Below are 20,273 nucleotides of genomic sequence, written 5' to 3' on the forward strand. Positions count from 1 at the left end.
TTTAAAAAATATCATAGTATGATACCAGATATAGTAAGGCTAGAATTGTAAGGAGTTGAGTTTATGCCAAGGATGATATTTATCAATCCAGATGGGACAAAAATAGAAGTTGAAGCACCTATAGGTTTGTCTATATTAGAAATTGCCCATCGTAATTCTATTGATCTAGAAGGAGCTTGTGAAGGATCTTTGGCTTGTTCAACATGTCATATTATTGTAGATCCAGAATGGTATGATGTATTAGAAGAAGCCTCTGAAGATGAAGAAGATATGTTAGATTTAGCTTTTGGGTTAACACGTACTTCACGTCTTGGATGTCAAATCAGAATGACAGAAGAGCTAGATGGATTAACTGTTAAATTGCCTGCTGGAACGCGTAATTATTTAACATCGTCTTAAGTTTACTATGAATTTAAACCTACAATTAAAGCAACAAAAAGTTTTGCAATTGCCAGCACGTGATCGTTTGAAAAAGCTTATGGCTTCTAGAATGGGCCGTTATCTTACACGTTCATGGTTTGATTATACAACTTTGTGGTGGCTGACAAAATTTTATTTACCTTTATCCAGATCATGGGCTGCGGCAGCTTTAAGTGAAGGATCGATTGGTCATTTTAAATCTGAATTATCTTTAACCGGTCCAATACGAGGTATAGAAAAAATTATAAATCAAGTGGCAACTTTTCAAAGTGAATACAGAGCTATACAAAGAAGATGGGAATATAATTTTTTTGACGTTCATGAAAAAACACACACAATAGATCAAGAAGATTTAATTCAAAGTGAATTAATGAGAAGAAAAATTAGCCATCAATTTATGGTTGAGGGGCGCAAACTATTTTCTTCATTTTGGCTTAAGTATAAAATCCCTGCAGTGCGTTTTATGATACCTGACCAAACAAGAATGGACGCAAAATACGGTAGCTTTCTTACAAGACCTCAAGAGGCTTATCAATTACCTGATGAATTTCCAATTGTTCAAGAATCATCACGTGTAAACTCTTTTTATGGTAAAGAATATTGGTTACGTTTTTCAAGTTCACTAGGTGAAACAGCATGGGCACATGTTTTTGAACCCGAAAATGCCGATGCTAATACACCAACATTTATTTATAGCCATGGGTTATTTGTTGAGCTTGAATTGTTAGATTTATCTGATGAACCGGAAATAGAATGTGTTCAACAAGGGATAAGAGTTATAAGATTAGAATCTTTAGGTCATGGTCGCCGCAGAGTAGAAGGTTGGTATGGTGGGGAGACCTTTTTAGCAAAATTACCAATGAGTGCTTTAGATTTTTTAACTACTCAAGTACGAGAAATTGCAACTCTTATCAATTGGGTTAGGAATAAAGGTACTTGTAGATTAGCAGTAGGAGGTACAAGTTTAGGTGCATTAGTGAGCCAAATGGTTGTTGCACAAAGCAAGTATTGGCCAGAAAAATTAAAACCAGATATTCTATATCTCTCGGCAGGTTGTTTAGATACAATTTCGTTAATTCATCGTAGTTCACTTTCACGTAAATTAAATATTTCTGATATTATGCTTGCTAAAAAATGGACAACAGAAACATTATCGCGTTATAAAATATTAATGGAACCAACCGAACCATTACCCCTTGGTAACCAAAATATTATAATGATTTTAGGTGAATATGATACGGTAACACCTTATAGTATAGCTTTAAAACAAGTAAAAGATTGGAATATACCCGAAGAAAATTTATTTATTCGTAAACATGGGCATTTTACATTACCGTTAAGTTTAAGTTCAAATAATGCACCAATAAAATTTTTAGCTGATAAACTTAAGCAATAATAAGCAATAATCTATGAATGAAAATATAATAAAATCTTGGCCAGCTTTAGAATTGAATGATTTACCACCAAAGCATGGAAAAATTGTTGTTGCAATGTCTGGTGGTGTAGATAGTTCTGTAACTGCTGCTTTACTTGTGCATCATGGTTATGATGTCATTGGTATCACTTTACAGCTATATAATCATGGTACAGCTATTAACCGCCAAGGCACATGTTGTGCAGGACAAGATATTCATGATGCACGTAAGGTAGCGGATTTTTTGGGTATCCCACATTATGTGCTTGATTATGAAACAATTTTTAAAAAAGCTGTGATTGATGATTTTGTAGATACTTATCTCAATGGGCAAACACCTATTCCTTGTATAAGGTGTAATCAAAAAGTTAAATTTAATGATCTGTTAACTTTAGCTCATGATCTGGGTGCTGTAGCTCTTGCAACAGGGCACTATGTACGCAAGAAACAAACACAAAATGGCCCCGAACTTTATCAGGCAACTGATAAAAATAGAGATCAAAGTTATTTTTTATTTGCAACGACACGGGATCAATTATCTTTTTTATCTTTTCCTTTGGGAAATTTACAAAAGAACGAAATAAGAGCTTTAGCTAAAATGATTGGATTAAATGTAGCGGAAAAACCTGATAGTCAAGACATATGTTTTGTACCCACAGGCAATTACGCTGGACTTATTAAAAAACTTCAACCAGGCTCAATAGAAGAAGGTGATATTGTTCATGAGGATGGTCGTATATTAGGTCGTCATAACGGAATTATTAATTTTACTATTGGTCAACGAAAAAAATTGGGTGTAATTAATGGCGATGGAGAACCCTTGTATGTTATTGATCTTGATACAAAAAAACATCAAGTCATTGTTGGACCTAAATCATCACTTTATCGATCATATATTACAATTCAGGATGTTCATTGGTTAGGTGATAAAGATATAATGCTGTGTGATGGGTTTGAGCTTTTTGTAAAAATACGTTCTACTGTAATTCCGGTTGCTGCTACTATTCACCCTTTATCAAAAAACATATGTAGAGTTGATTTTATAGTACCTCAAGCATCGATTGCACCTGGGCAGGCTTGTGTTTTTTATAAACAGGATAGAGTTTTAGGAGGCGGATGGATTAGTAATAATGAAAAAGTGGCACAAAAAATTTTTCAAGATCAACAACATATTGTGCAAGCCATTTCTTGACATAGTGTTATGAATTTATTACTTCTAACTTTAAACATTAGATAGTTTTCTAAAGATTGTACTAAATAGAAATTTAAAAACTTTTATGTAATAGAAAATAATAATTTAATGTTAATGGCTCGGTAGCTCAGTGGTAGAGCAGGAGAATCATAATCTCTTGGTCGGGGGTTCAAATCCCTCCCGAGCCACCAATACATAATCTATAATGATTTTATATTAAAAATTGCTAATTTATTTAAATTACCAATTTCGTACGCGTCCTGTATCTACATGGACAAAATTACTTCTTGGATAATATCCAACGCCGCCACGTCTTAAATCTAAGGCAGCAAATTGTATTTGTTTTAATGTACGACCAGGCACAAATATGTCGATAGCTTTACCTTGCATATGTAAACTTTTACTTGCTACACCTTTACTATTTTTATGTAGCATAATATTTGTTTGTGGCGAGCGGTATCCAGAAATTATTTCAAAATTTTGAGTTGTATCTAATTTTTTTTGTAAATCATTTAATAATTCTAGTAAATTAAGATCAATTGGGTAGATTTGATTAGTACGAAAATCTCTTAATATATAATTAGCAGCTGTAAGTGCTTCTTTAATATATTGTCCATTAGCCCAATAAGTGATTTTTAATTTTTCACCGGTATGTAAATTATTAAATGAAAGTTGTTTGGGTTTATTTGCAATTGCTGCCTGTGCTATAGGTAATTTAGAAATTATATATGGGCTGGCTAATCCATATAATAATCCTTTAACTAAATGACGTCTGTATAAATTAAATGACAAGATATTCTACCTAAAAGAACAAAAATTGAATAGGCAGAATACAATATTAGTTAACAATTATCAATAATTTAAAACAATACCTGTGGTAATTCGTAAATTACCACAGGTATATTTTATCACTCTTATTATAATAAATTAGATATTATAAACTTTGTGCATGACGACACAAATCAGGATTCAACCAATCAACTGCGCAAGCTCTTGTTATTTTTGCAAATGGAGAATTGCTAGATAGAGTTGTGTGGTTTGTTCCAGATGGTCCACCATTAGGATTTCCTGTATTAGGATTTGGATTCCCGGCAGTAGCAGTTGGATTATTATTTCCACCAGGATTGTTTGGATTATTTCCAGGTTGTGTAGGACCACCTGTAGGATTGTCTGGTGTACCATCTACATTTCTATCTGGATTATAATCGCGGTTATCTGGATTGTCTCTTCCAGGTTGGCCAGGTAAATCTGCTACTTTATCTGGGCCTTCTTCCCCACTTGGACCTTCATCGTCTCCACCACCTTCATCATCACCATAGCCACCATCATCATCGGCTTTAGCAATATTAATAAGTGAATACCCACTGTGCGCAGGTGCATAATTATTTATTAAAGTTAAAGCAAAGCCTAATAGTAAAAGTTGAAAAGTTTTTTTCATTTTTTAATAACTCCCGTTCATTGGTTCTTTTTATTAGATGACATAATTATTATTTGTAAAAAAAAGAGAGTCAATATTTATTAGATAAAAATTTAGAAAATATAATTTTACTTAAGATTAGTTCATGTAATCTAAAATAAAACTAATTGATTATTGATTATTATTTTTCATAATGACATTTGTTTTTTTAAAATATAATTGAGAAGGTATAATGTAATTTTTAGTCTGACTTCATTACATTCATAGTTGTAGTAATAATATTTTTATATTACTCTATAGCTAGTAAAACGATGTGAAAGGCTATTTATCACTTTTAAAAAAAACGATAGGCTTTATGATAAAAATATGACAAAAGATTTTTATGATGTATTGGTTCATTCTGGTAAAATTGTCACAACAACAGGTGTACAAGAATCAGATATTCTTATAAAAAATGGTAAAATTATTGGGTTTGATAAGAGAATCGGTCAACCTATTAAAGAAATATCAGCAAAAAATTTGCACATTTTGCCAGGTGTGATTGATACACAAGTACATTTTCGTGAACCTGGTTTTGAATATAAAGAAGATATTCATTCAGGAAGCGCGGCAGCAATTCTCGGAGGTGTAACATGTTTCTTTGATATGCCAAATACGAAACCAAATACACTTTTTAAAGAAAATTTTGAAGACAAATTAAATCGTGCTCAAGGGCGATCTTGGTGTGATTATGCTTTTTTTATTGGTGCAGCAGAAAGTAATTTAGATCAATTAAATACGCTAGAACAATTACCAGGTTGTGCAGGTATAAAAGTTTTTATGGGTAGCTCAACAGGGGATTTGCTAATTCCTACTGATGATCTCTTATATGAAGTTTTGAAAAATGGAAAAAGAAGAGTTGCTATTCACGCAGAAGATGAACCAAGATTGCGTACTAGGCGGGCAATAGTTGAAGATAAAGCTGATATTTTATTACATCCACAATGGCGGGATGTTGAAGTAGCATTAAAAGCTACTCAAAGGGTGGTACATTTAGCGCAAATTACAAAAAGACCAATTCATATTTTGCATGTTACAACGGCAGAAGAAATCAATTTTTTAAAAGATTATAAATATATTGCTACTGTTGAAGTAACACCCCAACATTTAACATTAAGTTCACCTGACTGTTATAATAAATTAGGAAGTAAAGCACAAATGAACCCGCCAATACGTGAGAAATATCATCAAGATGTGTTGTGGGAAGGCATAAGGAAAAATATTGTTGATGTTATTGGTTCAGATCATGCGCCCCATACACTTGAGGAAAAAAATAAACCCTATCCGCAAAGTCCATCTGGAATGCCCGGAGTACAAACTTTATTACCTCTTATGCTTAATCACTACGCAGAAGGGCGTTTAACGCTTGAACGTTTAGTTGATTTAACAAGTACTAGCCCAGCGCGTATTTATAGTATCCAAGCCAAAGGTAAAATAGAAATAGATTATGATGCAGATTTAGTTTTAGTTGATTTACAAGCAGAAAAAACTATTGAAGCAAATAAAATGGCAAGTAAATGCAAATGGACACCCTTTGAAGGTATGAAAATAAAGGGATGGCCTATGATGACTATACTTCGTGGTCATCTTGCAATGCAAGATGACAATATAATTGGCACTCCTATTGGTAAAGTTGCAAAATTTTTGTAAAACTATTGCATTGCAGCATTGATTATGCTTAGTTAAATATTATATTATTTAATATACTAAGGAGAATGCATGTGAAAGCTTGTATTGTTGGATGGGCACATATACCTTTTGGCCGTCATGAAAATAAAGATATTGAAGATTTAATCGTTGAGGTCACCCCAGCAGCTTTAAAAGATGCGGGTGTTTCAGCATCCGATATTGACCATATTTTTGTTGGGCATTTTAATGCAGGATTTTCAGAACAACATTTTCCATCTTCCTTAGTTTTGCAAAGTGATCCAAATTTTCGTTTTAAAAAATCGACAAGAATAGAAAATGCTTGTGCAACAGGAAGTGCTGCAGTTCATGCAGCCTTAAATAATGTAATATCGGGGCAATCACGCTTGGCATTAGTAGTTGGTGTTGAAAAAATGACAAGTGTTTCTTCTAACCAAGTTGGTGAAAATCTTTTAAAGGCTAGTTACCTAAAAGAAGAAGGTATGATAGAAGGTGGTTTTGCTGGCATTTTTGCTCGTATTACTCAATATTATTTTCAAAAATATGGTGATCAATCTGATGCTTTGGCAATGATTGCAGCAAAAAATCATAAGAATGGTGTGTCAAACCCATATGCGCATATTCGTAAAGATCTTGGTTATGAATTTTGTAGACATGTATCTGAAAAGAATCCTATTGTCGCGGGTCCATTAAAAAGAACAGATTGTAGTTTGGTATCTGATGGAGCAGCAGCCTTAATTATTGCTAATGAAGAAACAGCAAGATCATTAAAAAAAGCAATTGCTTTCCGTAGTGCTCAACAAGTCAATGATTTTTTACCTATGAGCAAAAGAGATATTGTGCTTTTTGAAGGTGCAGCTTTAGCTTGGAATAAAGCATTAGATGAAAGCCAAACTTCTTTAAATGATCTGAGTTTTGTAGAAACACATGACTGTTTTACAATTGCAGAGCTTATTCAATACGAAGCTATGGGACTTGCAAAACCTGGTGAAGGAGCACGAATCATACGTGAAGGTTGGACGGAAAAAAATGGAAGATTACCTGTAAATCCATCAGGTGGATTAAAAGCAAAAGGCCATCCTATTGGTGCAACAGGTGTATCAATGCATGTTATGGCTTCGATGCAGCTTATGAATCAAGCAGGGGATATGCAGATTAAAAATGCAAAGTTGGCAGGAATTTTTAATATGGGTGGTGCAGCTGTTGCTAACTATGTTTCTATCTTAGAGCCTTTACATGCTTAAGATTTAAGGTATTAAATGCTGATCGAATAATCGAATAAGGGTTGCGCAATCATCATAACCCCATCCATTTTCATGGAGTAAATGAAAATATTTTTCAGTTGATTGTGTCATAGGTAGTTTAAGATTAAAATTTTCGCTCTCTTTTAAACATATACGTAAATCTTTAAGAAACATATCAACGGTTGCTTGGATATCAAATTTTTCAGTAAGCATTTGCATAGCGCGATGGTTCATTTGCCAAGATTGTGCGGCACCTTGCGATAAAGCTTCAATAACAATTTTTCCATCTAATCCTGTTTTTTTAATAAAATGAATAGCTTCTGCAAGACCTTGAAAAATACCTGCAACACATATTTGATTTGCTATTTTGGCAAGTTGCCCTGAACCATTTTTACCTATAAAAGAAATTGAATGAGCATAACAGCTAAGTATAGGTTTGATAAAATTAAATTTATTCTGGTTACCACCCACCATAATACTTAAATTTCCTTTTTCGGCACCAATTTTTCCTCCTGATGTGGGGGCATCGAATATGATAATTTTTTTTTGCTCAGCTAATTTAGCTAATTTGCATGTTAAAGAATAAGAGGCTGTTGTATGATCAATAAAAATGCTATTGGACTTCATAAAATCAAAAATAGTTTTTTGAGGTTGAAATATTGTTTCCTGTAAAGATTGATCATCAAGTAAACATGTAATAACCACATCTGCATTTTTAACAACTTCATTTATAGAGTTAGAAATTTGTCCATTGAATTCTTGTATCCATTTTTGTGATTTATTAATTGTTCTATTAAAAACTTTAACATTATACCTATTTGTTAGGTGGCCAGCCATAGGATACCCCATTTTACCGAGTCCAATAAAACTTATATTTAATTTGTTATTTGAATTCATTGTATGATTTTGCACTAATAATTAATTATTTATAAATGAAACTTTTTCCCACCAAGCAGTAATAAATTTTGCACGTAGATTTTTTAGTAATTCTAAAATATTGCTTTGAGTAAATTCTATATGAGATTGATTGGAATAAAAAATAGGTAAATTTTTAATTATATTAAAATAAAAATCTCCAATTATTTGTTGCTCTTGGTTAGATACAGATTGGATAAGAAAAGCTGTAAGAATAGCTAAGGGAAAAATATCTAATAAATTTTCTGTTGGATAAAATTTTTTTTGAATGTTTTCTAAAATATTAATAAGTAAATCTTCACCCGTAATTTCTTTTAATGCTTTTTGTAATATATTAGGTAAATTAATATTATCATTTGGATATGTATTACACCATATTTCTCGGGCTTTAAGAAAAGATATGAATATTTCTGGTTCTATAACGTTGGTTATGATAGGTTCGTGGCGTAATTGATATGCTTCATAATATGTTGCACCCCTGGTTCCTTTTTTATGGACACTTAACATTCGCATAATTTCTAAAAATAATTTTATTTTTTGATATGTTGGATCTCGATGCCAGGTTGTTAAATCTTTTATTTCTACGCCTTTTTTACAATCTGTTTTGGCATTAGGAAATAAAACACCAATAATTTGATGAATAACAACGGCTAACATATGTTGTGTTGTAAGATTAATGTAATTAGGTATTTGAATAGCAAAGCTTTCGTGTATGGGATGTTCCATTTCTACAAAGAAATCATGAGCTAAAGAAAAGTTTAAAAAAGGTAAAGCATCTTTTTTTAAAAAAATAACTGTATCACGAAAATTTGGGTATTTATGTTGAAGTAGTTGTTCTAAAGTTTTTAAATCATATGTTGGTGGATGAGTACCCACGATAACAAGGTCGACATCAGATTTAAGAGTAATATAATTAGACGATCTTTTTTCTATAGAGGGTTCTTTACGTGCCAAAGATCCCCCAAGATAAAGGTTGTAATCACTTAAATATGGTTTTAGTGTTTTTTGAATTTTTTCAATATGATTGCCAATCATATTGTTTATTATATTCTTCTCATTTTTAGATAAAAATATATTAAAATTTGTAAAATTTAAATGATTAACAAAATTCATCAACAAAATATTATATAACAAATTAATTAAATAATAATATTATATTATTAAAAAATTCTAAAAAATGAAAAATATAAATATTTATATATATTTTATATAAATAAATTTTATGAAAAAAATATTATTAGAATAATTTTATTAATAATAAATAAATATAATTAATAAATTTTATTTATATAAAGGTATTAAAATTTATTATTATGTGGAAAATATTTGGGTACTAAACGACCTGTTTGTCCACGTTTACCAAGCCACATATCTAATTTTTTTTCTGTATAATTTTTACCATTTGTTGTCCAGGACAAACCATCTTTTATATTAAAAAATTTTGCTGTTATAAGTTGTTCTGTATTTTCTTTATATTTTTGTAAAATTACCCCCCGACCGCGAGAAAGTTTTGGTATATCGGTTGTTGGGATAATTAACATTTTTTTATTATTTCCAATTAAAGCTAAATGATCACCCGAAATTGGAATACATAATTGTGCTTCAGTATTTGAAGACAAATTTAAAATTTGTTTACCGTTGCGGGTTTGTGCTAAAATATCTTGACTTTCAACAATAAAGCCGCGCCCATCAGATGCTATGATAATATATTCTTGATTTTTAAATATAGACATCATCAATAAATCATGGTTATTAGGGATGTCTAACATTAATCGTATAGGCTCACCAAAACCACGGCCGCCTGGTAATTTATCAACATTAAGACTATAAAAACGGCCATTTGTAGCAAAAGTTATTAATTTATCTGTTGTTTCTCCTTCAATAACAAAACGCTCTTTATCACCTTCTTTATATTTTATATCATTGATGTCATTAGAATGGCCTTTGATAGTTTTAATCCAGCCCTTTTCGGAACATAAAATAGTTACAGGTTCTTTTTCTATTGTTTGTTCAAGCGAAATGTCAGGTATGGATTCAGGTTTAACAATAGTTGTTCTTCTTTTACTAAGAAGAGAGTTCAAAGTGAAAGCTTCTTTTATTTCTTGAAGATCTTCATCAATTTTTTTCCATTGTTTATTTTCACTTTTTAAAAGCTCAATAAATTTTTTCTGTTTTTGCTGTAAAGATTGATGTTCTTTTTTAATTGTAATTTCTTCAAGCTTTTGTAAAGCCTTTAATTTCATATTAAGAATAGCATCTGCTTGAACATCATTAATGTGCCATTTTTTTATCATAATTTGTTTAGGATTATCTTCATGACGAATAACACGAATGACTTCATCAAGATTTAAATAAGCTATAAGATAACCTTCAAGTATCTCAATACGATTATTTGTTTCATTTAAATGATATGTTGTACGTCTTAATAAAACATCACGTTGATGAGTAAGAAAAGCTTTAAGCACTTGGGACAAAGACATTACTTGTGGTGTATTAGATAAATCTAATACATTCATATTAAGATTAAAGCGTATTTCTAAATCAGTTTGACGAAATAATGTTTCCATCACAACTTCTGGATTTACAGCTCTATTTTTGGGTTCAATAATTAGTCGTAAATCAGTGCTCGATTCATCCCGAAGATCACTAATAACAGGTATTTTTTTATTTTCTAGAAGCTCAGCAATTTGTTGAATTAATTTTGCTTTTTGTACTTGATAAGGAATTTCATTTACAACAATTTGCCAACTTCCACCTTTTATTTTTTCGACTGTCCAACGTGCTCTAATTCTAAAAGAACCTTTCCCTGTATTATACGTTTGGATAATGCTTTCTTTATTCTCGACTAACAATCCACCTGTTGGAAAATCTGGGCCTTTTATAAACTGAATTAGCTCTTTTGTTGTGGCATTAGGATTATGGATAATATGGGATAAAGCTTGGCATAATTCTATAATATTATGGGGTGGTATATTTGTTGCCATTCCAACAGCAATACCTTGTGATCCATTTGCTAAGAGATTTGGAAAACGTGCAGGTAAAACAACGGGTTCTGATCCTTCACCATCATATGTAGACCGAAAATCTACGGCATTTTCATCAATGCCTTCAAGTAATGCCGCTGCAACTGTTGTTAAACGTGCTTCAGTGTATCGCATGGCTGCTGCGTTATCACCATCAATATTGCCAAAATTACCTTGTCCATCAACCAAGGGATAACGTTGAGCAAAATCTTGGGCAAGTCTTACCATAGCTTCATAGATTGCAGCATCTCCATGGGGATGAAATTTACCCATGACATCACCAACAACACGAGCTGATTTTTTATAACTAGAATTTGGATTCAAGTATAATTGCCGCATAGCATATAAAAGACGCCGGTGCACAGGCTTTAATCCATCACGTACATCAGGTAAAGAACGTGAAACAATAGTTGAAATCGCATAAGCCAAATATCTTTCTTCTAGTGCTGTTCCAAAATTTACTGGAATTTCATTATCTCTACCTTTTATAGAAATAGTCATTTTTATTTCCTATCTTTGAGCTTAAAATCTGTCTATATGATATGGATTAATATCAAATCCTGGATCTCTATCTGCAATCAGATCTGTAATTAATTGAGCGGTAACTGGTGCTAGGGTTAAACCTAAAGATCCATGGGCAAAAGCAAAAAAAACGTTTCTATGATAAGAAGAATTGCTAATGATAGGTAATAAATCTTCAGTAAAAATGTTTATATCACAATGATCTGATCTATTTGAAATTTCAAGATTAGGAAAAATCTTTTTTCCAATTTTTAATAAAGTATGAGCTCTTCTAAAATTTGGAACTGTATTGAAGCTGGACCATTCATATCCACCTGTTAACATGAATCCATTATCATTTGAAACAGCATGTAATCCAAGTTCAGGAATAGAAATAGGTAATGCTAATTCAATCGAAGAATTATGAAATGTTATATTATACTCTTTTTGTGTAAAAATATTTGGGAAATAATTTAATTGATTACATAAATTTTTTGTATCTATGCCATCGCCAATGACCACAGTATCACAATCAATATATGTTGTAGGAGTAATAATTTTTTTTGGGCCTAAAACCCCTATGTCAAATTTTATAACAGTATCGTTAATAAATTTACCTCCGATATTCTGAAACATATCAAAAATATTCTGTATAAAATTATAGTTATTAATTACATGGTATGTTTTTGGAAGAAAAAGACAAAAATCAAATATGCTAGCTAGTTCTGGAAGGATATGTTTAATATTTTCTTTATCAATAATTTCTAAATTTGATGTGTTTAATTTTTTTTGACTAATATAAGCAAAATATTGATTAACTTTTGTCTGATCTTTATAGGCTAAAATATGCCCTTTTTGATCAACCAATGATTGTAATCTTGGATAGGTTTGAAAAAGTGTATCATATGTATGGATCGATCTTGATAATAATTCATGTAATGAAAGTAAAATATAATTTAATTTTTTCTTTTTTTTATTTTTTTTTGTTTGATTAATCCAATTAAAAAAATATGGTATAAAATTCCATTGAAAAGAATTATAAAGTGCTGGATCAAAAACGGACCAAAATATTTTACTTAGAGAATAAGAAAGATATTCGGGTATACAAAAATAGGGATCTATGATCCCAGCATTTTTTTGTGTAATAATTTCATTGATGCTTTTCTTACTTATAAAAGTAACACGGTGTCCTTCTTTTTGCAAAAAAAGCGCTATATAAAGACTAACAATTTCACTACCAATTACTGTAATATCACGTGGTCCAAATAATCTGGTCATTTAATAATTGATCTCTTTTAAATTTATATTTATTAAAGTTGATAGAAGTTGTTGTCGTAAAAGTAAAGTATTATCAAATTTTTTCTCATTTAAAATATAACGTTGAAGAAAATAGCCTGTTAATTTAAAAGCATTTTGGATATCCAAAAAGGATACTGGTAAATTTAGATCTTTTTTGATTAAGAAATTTGGTAATAATAGCAGTTTTTCATGCCATTGTTGTCCTATGTTAGAAGATACAGCTCGTCCTGTTTTAGGAGAAACATACATTAAATTTTCCAATGTGCCTGTGACAGCACATTGTTTAAGATCAAGACCAAACCCTAGATCAGAAAGAATTTGAAGTTCCCATAAAAGATAGGTGATTATAGGATTCTTACTTTTTTTAAGAGACATAATAAAGTTATAAAAATTATTATATAAATCTATACAGGGTAGTTTTTCCGGAAGTGTATGAAAAATTATTGAGATAGCAACAATAAGGGTTTGTAAGGATAAACGGTTATAAAAGAGATCTATGGGTAGAGTTGATATAGGTTCATAAGTAAATAAACCTAATTGTTGAATTAATCTTGCTTTCCAAGAAAAAAGAAGCAGATTTCCAGGTTGTAAAGGAGAAGTATATTTATTTTTTTTGTTGGTAGAAATATAGGTAATACCTGGCCATTTACCATGAGATTTTGTTAAGATAGTAGTTAAAAGAAATTTTTCTCCATATTTTTTTGTATTTAAAACAATACCTTCATCCGTCCATTCCATAATAATAATTTTTCTTATTTCAATTATTAAAATCAAGCCCTGTTTTTTTATAATAATTTGGATCTTCATTCCAATCTGGTTTTACTTTTACATGTAAAAAAAGATGTACTTTACGTTCTAAAACAGTTTCTAATTCTTTTTGCGCCATCATTCTAACTTCTTTTATTTTGGCACCATTATGACCTAATAATATAACTTTCTGGCTATTTTTTTGTATAAGAACACATTGATTGATTTTAACACTTCCATCATTAAAATCTTCCCAACGTTCTGTTTCAATAGTGAGGGCATAAGGTAATTCTTGATAAAGCTTATCAAAAAAACATTCTCGTGTTATTTCTTCAGCTAATTCACGTAAAGAAATATCAGAAATTTGATCATCAGGAAAATGCCATTGTCCATAAGGTATTTTTTCAATAAGCATATTTAACATTTTATCAATACCATCACCAGTTAGAGCAGAAATCATAAAGGTTTCATTAAATATATTAAATTGCTGCATGGTTTTCGATAATTGTAATAAATTTTCTTTAGCAATTAAATCAATTTTATTTAAAATAAGATTAATTTTTTTTCCACTTTTTTGTAATTCTGTAATTATTAAATGGGTATTAGGGTCAATGGTTTTTTGGCTTGCATCGTAAATCATGATAATTTCATCGGCGTGAATTATTTCATCAAAAGCTGTTTTAACCATTGCTTTATCAAGACGCTTATTAGGTAGAAATATCCCGGGTGTATCAATAAAAATAATTTGATTTTCGTCTTTTGTATAAACGCCTAAAATTTTTCTTCTAGTAGTTTGAGGTTTAGGAGAAACAATGGAAAGTTTTTGTCCAATAATTTTATTAAGTAGAGTTGATTTGCCTGCATTTGGTGCACCTATAATGGTTATAAAACCACATTTTGAATTTGATGAAGTACTATTAGAAGAATCTGTCATAAATATATTTTTCTTGGAGTTATGAAGAATAAATAGTTTTAAGCATTAATTCGGCAGCGGATTTTTCAGCCGCTCGTTTTGATTTTGCTTTAGCACGTACGGGTTTATAGCCTGGTATTTCTAATTGAATCTCAAATAATGGTTGATGATCGGGTCCTACAGTATGAATGAGATTATAAATAGGTAGTTTCATATTTTTGCTTTGCACCCATTCTTGTAGTTCTGTTTTAGGATCTTTAGGAGGAGGGGCATCAAAATTAATTAAAGGTTGCCAGTGTTTAATAATAAATTGTTCTGTAATTTTCATACCTTGATCAAGGTAAAGAGCAGCAATGATTGCTTCACATACATCAGCTAAAATAGTTGGATTAGTATTATTGCCTGCTGCGATATCAGTTTCTGATAAAAGGATATATTGATCAAGATTAAAAAAATGGGCAATTTGAACCAAGCTTTTTTGACTGACTAAAACGGCTAAACGGTGTGCTAACTTACCTTCATTTTCATCAGGAAAGCTATAATAGAGAAAATTTGCAATGCTTAACCCTAATACTCTATCACCTAAAAATTCAAGTCTTTCATATCCTTTTTTATTAAGGCTACGATGGGTTAAAGCAAGTTTTAAAAGGTCGCGATTATGAAAATCGATACCTAGTTTTTTAATAAGGTTTGATAGTTTTTTTTGGGGCAAAGTTAATACTAAAATTATTAAAATATTTTTGTAAATAATCTTTCTATTCGAACAGAATCAAACCATTTCCAGAATTGCCATAAACTGCTGTCATTAGAAATAGAAAAGAATAATAAATCTGCACGTCCAACTAAATTTTCTTCGGGTACATAACCAACCTTAGATAATACGCGGCTATCTTCAGAATTATCTCTGTTATCACCCATAAAAAAATAATGATTTTCTGGTACCTTATAAACAGGTGTATTATCAAGCATATCATCATCACTTCTTTCTAAAATATGATGACTTTTGCCATTGGGTAAAATTTCTATATATTGTGCATAAATGGTTTTGACGCCATAACCTTTATCTTCTATATAATCTTCAATTCGCTCTCTTTTAACAGCTTCCCCATTAATATAAAGAGTTCCATTTTTCATTTGAATTTCATCACCAGGCAAACCAATTAAACGTTTTACATAATCAATAGATGTGTTAGTAGGAAGTTTAAAAACTACAACATCACCCCTTTCTGGTGGCGAAAAAAACAAACGTCCTTTTACAGGAATGTTAATGAGAGGTAAAGAGTGACCGCTGTAACCATAAGCAAATTTTGATACAAATAAATAATCACCAACGAGTAGGGTGGGTATCATTGACCCAGATGGGATATTAAAAGGTTCATATGCAATAGTTCTAATGAATAAAACAAAAAATAAAGCATAAAAAGCTGTTCTGAAAAAATCAATGATTTCAGATTTCAATTTTTTTTTTGGTGATATTGTATCTTGTTGCATAAATTTAACCATGAATATATTAATAGAATAAAGCTGTAATTATAACAATTGCTTGTGCATAGGGATAGTCATCTGTGATTGTTAAATCAAGTTTTGCGTACATTTTTTTTGGGGTTATATTAAATAGTTGTTTTTTTGCACCACCTGTTAAATGTAAAGAAGGTTGACCGGAGGGTAAATTGATAACACCAATATCACGCCAATAAACCCCTTTTGCAAAACCAGTTCCTAATGCTTTGGCACATGCTTCTTTAGCTGCATAACGTTTAGCATAGCTAGACGATTGGTTCAACCTTTGATCGGATTTAGCAATTTCAATATCTGTATAAACACGTTTTTTAAATTTTTCGCCAAAACGTTCTAATGTTTTTTCTATACGTCTTATATCAATAATATCTTGTCCTAGTCCCAATATCATGATCAATTTTTTACAATAGTTTGTCTATTTTTTTCAATTATGGATCGCATTTTTTTTATTACTTTATCTAATCCTTGAAAAATTGCTTCGCCTATAAGAAAATGTCCTATATTTAATTCTTTTAATTCAATAATTTGAATTAATGGTTTAACTGTATTGTAATCAAGACCATGTCCAGCATGACATTCAAGCCCTTTACTATTGGCTTCTTTTATAGCATCATAAATTTGCTTTAAGTGAATAGATTTCTTTTCCTTAGGTGCATCACAATACCTACCAGTATGAAATTCTACAACATCAGCTTTTACTTTAAAACTTGCTTCAATCTGGTCAAAAGAAGGTTCAATAAAAAGAGAAGTTTTGATACCAACATTTTTTAATTTTGCAACAAAATCATAAAGGAAATTTTGTTGATGAATAACGTTAAGACCACCTTCGGTTGTTTTTTCAGTACGTTTTTCTGGTACTAAACATACAGCATGTGGTATATGACGAAGCGCAATTTCTAGCATTTCTTGTGTGGGTGCTATTTCAAGATTAAGGGGTAGATTAATTTCTGAAACAAGGCGTTCAATATCACGATCATTAATATGTCGACGATCCTCTCGTAGATGAGCTGTAATACCATCAGCACCACTATCTGCAACTATTTGTGCTGCTTTAACTGGGTCTGGGTGATATCCACCACGTGCATTACGGATGGTTGCAACGTGATCAATATTTACACCTAAACGTAAATAATGAGAATGATAATCCATATTTAACTATATCCTAAATAACTAAATATTAATTTTTTGCTCGTTCAACAGAATTGATGACGGACATTGCGCGCAGGGATGCAATAATTGTGGTCAAATGTCTTACATCTTTTACTTGAATATCAATTACTAATTCAAAAAAATCTGTTGATCTATTTGTAATTTTTAAATTAGTAATATTACCACCATTACGTCCAATAACCGTAGATAAACTTCCAAGACTACCAGGTTCATTATTAACTACTAAAATTAATCTACCAACATACACATTAGTTTCAAGTGCAGCAGTTTCCCAAGATACATCAAGCCATCTTTCTGGTTCATCATTATATTTTTCTAATGTTTCACAATCAATGGTATGAATAGTTACTCCTTTACCTGTGGTAATAATTCCTACGATACGATCTCCTGGTAAAGCATGACAACATCCAGCAAAATGTAAGGCCATACCAGGAATAAGACCTTTAATAGGAACAGAATTTTCTTTGGCGAATTTGTTTTTACGTTTTGTGCTAAGCGAAATGACATTTTCATTTTTATCAGAAGTTGAAAGAGAAGGGTTAACAGCTAAAAGAATATCTTTAGCTGTATGTGTACCCTCTCCAATCATAACATATAAATCATCAAGTTTTTCACATTTGAATTTCTTAAAGACTGGTTCAAGACTTTTTTCGGTTAATTCTAGACTGGCACTACGAAAAGCTTTTTGTAATATTGTACGACCGAGTTCAATATATTGATCGTGTTGACGCATTCTAATAAAACGACGAATACAAGCACGAGCTTTTGCTGTAACAGCAAAACGTTCCCAAGTAGGAGAGGGAGTTTGAGTTTTTGATGTAGTAATTTCAACTTGATCGCCATTTTTAAGTTGTGTTTTTAAGGGCATTAAACGGCCATTAATTTTTGCACCTACACAATGATCCCCTACTTGGGTGTGAACAGAATATGCAAAATCAACTGGCGTCGCACCTTGGGGTAATGCTATGATTTCACCTTTGGGTGTAAAGCAAAAAACTTGGTCTTGAAACATTTCAAGTTTTGTATGTTCAAGAAATTCTTCTGGACTTGATGCATTTTCTAAAACATCAAGTAATTCACGTAACCAACGATATTGACGTCCTTCAAGTAAGGCTGTGTCATTTTGTTGTTTATATTGCCAATGAGCAGCAACCCCATATTCATTAATAATATGCATATCCTGACTTCGGATTTGTATTTCAATTCTTTGCCGTTCAGGCCCAATTATAGCTGTATGAAGAGAACGATAATTATTAGGTTTAGGTGTGCTAATATAATCCTTAAAACGACCCGGAATAACTGAATACTGACTGTGGATAATACCTAAAGTTTGATAACATTCACCAATATCTTTGACTAAAATTCTAAAAGCAATAATATCAAGAAGTTGCTCAAAAGGAATATTTTTTCTCTGCATTTTACACCATATGGAATATGGTGTTTTCTCTCGGCCCGTTATTTCTGCATGAATATTATTTTTATGAAGTACTTTCTGAAGTCCATCAATAATCTTCTCAATAAGATTATTATCTTGTTCCCGTAAAAATTGAAGGCGATGTATTATTGAATCTCGCGCTTCGGTATGTAAAACAGAAAATGATAAATCATCTAATTGTTCTTTTAATTTTTGCATACCCATTCTTTCAGCTAATGGGGCATAAATTTCTAAAGTTTCTCTGGCAATTCTTTTACGTTTTTCTAGATTTTTAATATGATGTAAAGTTTCCATATTATGAAGACGATCTGCAAGTTTAACGAGTAAAACTCTGATATCAGATGACATCGCTAAAACAAGTTTACGAAAATTCTCGGCATCTTTGCTTTGATCAGATTGAAGTTCAATTCTTGATAATTTTGTTACACCATCAACAAGTTTAGCTATTTCATCACCAAATAATTCTTTTATCTGTTCCAGAGTTGCTTCTGTATCTTCAACTGTATCATGAAGTAATCCAGTAATTATTGAGGCAGTATCTAGTTTCATATTAATGAGAATATTCGCAACTTCTAAAGGGTGAGAAAAATAAGGATCCCCATTTGCGCGCTCTTGTGTACCATGTGCTTTCAGAGCAAAAGCATAAGCTTTCTTTAAAGATTCTTCATCAATATTTGGATTGTAATTTTTAACGCGTTCAATAAGATCAAGTTGCTTTATCATAGCTAACGATCCATTTTTTTATAGCCAGCATAAAATATTATAAATGTGCTGGGACGCAAGAAAAAGTCTTTTAATACAAAAGGTTGAAAATAATAAAATATTAATTTTAATTCAAAAACACTATTCGTTTTCTTCGTTACTAATAGCGTCATCCTCCTCAAAATCTGCATCATCTTCGAATTCGCCATCAATTAACATATCGTCTTCATTTTTATTAGAAAGTTCATCAAGTTGTACTTGATTAATATCGTCTAAAATCTCAGAGCTGGATTCAAAACCACCTTTTTCATCTTCTAATTCTTCCATTTTTGTGTGGCGTTGTAATCCTTGAATTAAACTGTCTGTCAGTTTGTTAAAATCAATTGTGCTATCAGCAATTTCACGCAAAGCGACAACAGGGTTTTTATCATTATCACGTTGGAGTGTTAAAGGTGCCCCTGCAGCAATATCTCTGGCCCGTTGCGCTGCAAGCATAACAAGATCAAATCTATTAGAAACTTTGGTAATACAATCTTCTACTGTAACCCGAGCCATTGGTAACAATCTCCATACATTAAAAAAATTTAATTAATTTACTGCCTTTTTATATTGTATACTTTTAATTTTATTCCTTCAATAGCTTTTGTTAAGATTCTTTAAGAAAAATTTAGTTAAAA

19 protein-coding genes and 1 tRNA gene are annotated in these 20,273 nt (G+C 31.2%); 6 read left to right on the forward strand and 14 right to left on the reverse strand.

The window, feature by feature from the left end; translation table 11 throughout:
- Positions 1 to 63: 63 nt before the first annotated feature.
- From K1X44_06665 to K1X44_06680, 4 genes are all read left to right on the forward strand, one after another.
- Positions 64 to 399 carry a ferredoxin family 2Fe-2S iron-sulfur cluster binding protein gene (locus K1X44_06665; protein MBX7146972.1) on the forward strand — a complete coding sequence of 112 codons (336 nt, stop codon included), beginning with the start codon at positions 64 to 66 and terminating at the stop codon, positions 397 to 399.
- Between the two features lie 7 nt (positions 400 to 406).
- Positions 407 to 1,816 carry a hypothetical protein gene (locus K1X44_06670; protein MBX7146973.1) on the forward strand — a complete coding sequence of 470 codons (1,410 nt, stop codon included), beginning with the start codon at positions 407 to 409 and terminating at the stop codon, positions 1,814 to 1,816.
- A gap of 13 nt (positions 1,817 to 1,829) precedes the next feature.
- Positions 1,830 to 3,026, forward strand: coding sequence for a tRNA 2-thiouridine(34) synthase MnmA (gene mnmA / locus K1X44_06675; GenBank protein ID MBX7146974.1), 1,197 nt, complete (start codon positions 1,830 to 1,832; stop codon positions 3,024 to 3,026).
- 116 nt (positions 3,027 to 3,142) lie between these two features.
- A tRNA-Met gene (locus tag K1X44_06680) sits at positions 3,143 to 3,217 on the forward strand.
- 49 nt (positions 3,218 to 3,266) lie between these two features.
- On the opposite strand, the gene K1X44_06685 is transcribed toward K1X44_06680, so the two are convergent.
- Both K1X44_06685 and K1X44_06690 read right to left on the reverse strand, forming a co-directional pair.
- Positions 3,267 to 3,818 (reverse strand): DUF882 domain-containing protein, encoded by a 552-nt coding sequence (locus K1X44_06685; protein MBX7146975.1) that lies wholly within the window; start codon positions 3,816 to 3,818, stop codon positions 3,267 to 3,269.
- Between the two features lie 142 nt (positions 3,819 to 3,960).
- Entirely contained in the window at positions 3,961 to 4,464 is a 504-nt protein-coding gene (locus K1X44_06690; GenBank protein ID MBX7146976.1) for a hypothetical protein, read from the reverse strand.
- Positions 4,465 to 4,809: 345 nt separating this feature from the next.
- Between K1X44_06690 and K1X44_06695 the strand changes: the two genes are divergently transcribed.
- Entirely contained in the window at positions 4,810 to 6,132 is a 1,323-nt protein-coding gene (locus K1X44_06695) for a dihydroorotase (protein MBX7146977.1), read from the forward strand.
- A 71-nt stretch (positions 6,133 to 6,203) separates the two neighbouring features.
- Positions 6,204 to 7,373 (forward strand): acetyl-CoA acetyltransferase, encoded by a 1,170-nt coding sequence (locus K1X44_06700; protein ID MBX7146978.1) that lies wholly within the window; start codon positions 6,204 to 6,206, stop codon positions 7,371 to 7,373.
- Positions 7,374 to 7,376: 3 nt separating this feature from the next.
- Here K1X44_06700 and K1X44_06705 read toward each other — a convergent pair whose 3' ends face one another.
- From K1X44_06705 to rpoZ, 12 genes are all read right to left on the reverse strand, one after another.
- Complete coding sequence (locus tag K1X44_06705; GenBank protein MBX7146979.1) at positions 7,377 to 8,210, reverse strand: NAD(P)-dependent oxidoreductase; 834 nt, start codon at positions 8,208 to 8,210, stop codon at positions 7,377 to 7,379.
- A gap of 81 nt (positions 8,211 to 8,291) precedes the next feature.
- Positions 8,292 to 9,323 (reverse strand): hypothetical protein, encoded by a 1,032-nt coding sequence (locus K1X44_06710; protein MBX7146980.1) that lies wholly within the window; start codon positions 9,321 to 9,323, stop codon positions 8,292 to 8,294.
- 263 nt (positions 9,324 to 9,586) lie between these two features.
- A complete protein-coding gene (gene parC, locus K1X44_06715; GenBank protein MBX7146981.1) occupies positions 9,587 to 11,812 on the reverse strand; it encodes a DNA topoisomerase IV subunit A in 2,226 nt (741 codons plus the stop codon).
- A 21-nt stretch (positions 11,813 to 11,833) separates the two neighbouring features.
- Positions 11,834 to 13,090, reverse strand: a complete 1,257-nt coding sequence (locus K1X44_06720; protein ID MBX7146982.1) for an FAD-binding oxidoreductase — start codon at positions 13,088 to 13,090, stop codon at positions 11,834 to 11,836.
- Positions 13,091 to 13,849, reverse strand: a complete 759-nt coding sequence (gene recO, locus K1X44_06725) for a DNA repair protein RecO (GenBank protein MBX7146983.1) — start codon at positions 13,847 to 13,849, stop codon at positions 13,091 to 13,093.
- 19 nt (positions 13,850 to 13,868) lie between these two features.
- On the reverse strand, positions 13,869 to 14,792 hold the full coding sequence (gene era / locus K1X44_06730) for a GTPase Era (protein MBX7146984.1): 924 nt from the start codon (positions 14,790 to 14,792) through the stop codon (positions 13,869 to 13,871).
- A gap of 19 nt (positions 14,793 to 14,811) precedes the next feature.
- Positions 14,812 to 15,483, reverse strand: coding sequence for a ribonuclease III (gene rnc / locus K1X44_06735; GenBank protein ID MBX7146985.1), 672 nt, complete (start codon positions 15,481 to 15,483; stop codon positions 14,812 to 14,814).
- 17 nt (positions 15,484 to 15,500) lie between these two features.
- Positions 15,501 to 16,262: a signal peptidase I gene (gene lepB, locus K1X44_06740; protein ID MBX7146986.1), complete on the reverse strand. Its 762-nt coding sequence runs from the start codon at positions 16,260 to 16,262 to the stop codon at positions 15,501 to 15,503.
- A 19-nt stretch (positions 16,263 to 16,281) separates the two neighbouring features.
- Positions 16,282 to 16,680: a holo-ACP synthase gene (gene acpS / locus K1X44_06745; GenBank protein ID MBX7146987.1), complete on the reverse strand. Its 399-nt coding sequence runs from the start codon at positions 16,678 to 16,680 to the stop codon at positions 16,282 to 16,284.
- 2 nt (positions 16,681 to 16,682) lie between these two features.
- On the reverse strand, positions 16,683 to 17,438 hold the full coding sequence (locus tag K1X44_06750; protein ID MBX7146988.1) for a pyridoxine 5'-phosphate synthase: 756 nt from the start codon (positions 17,436 to 17,438) through the stop codon (positions 16,683 to 16,685).
- Between the two features lie 28 nt (positions 17,439 to 17,466).
- Complete coding sequence (locus K1X44_06755; GenBank protein MBX7146989.1) at positions 17,467 to 19,617, reverse strand: bifunctional (p)ppGpp synthetase/guanosine-3',5'-bis(diphosphate) 3'-pyrophosphohydrolase; 2,151 nt, start codon at positions 19,615 to 19,617, stop codon at positions 17,467 to 17,469.
- A 120-nt stretch (positions 19,618 to 19,737) separates the two neighbouring features.
- Positions 19,738 to 20,151, reverse strand: coding sequence for a DNA-directed RNA polymerase subunit omega (gene rpoZ / locus K1X44_06760; GenBank protein ID MBX7146990.1), 414 nt, complete (start codon positions 20,149 to 20,151; stop codon positions 19,738 to 19,740).
- Positions 20,152 to 20,273: the final 122 nt, after the last annotated feature.

The sequence above is a fragment of the Alphaproteobacteria bacterium genome, from assembly GCA_019695395.1.
GTDB lineage: Bacteria > Pseudomonadota > Alphaproteobacteria > JAEUKQ01 > JAIBAD01 > JAIBAD01.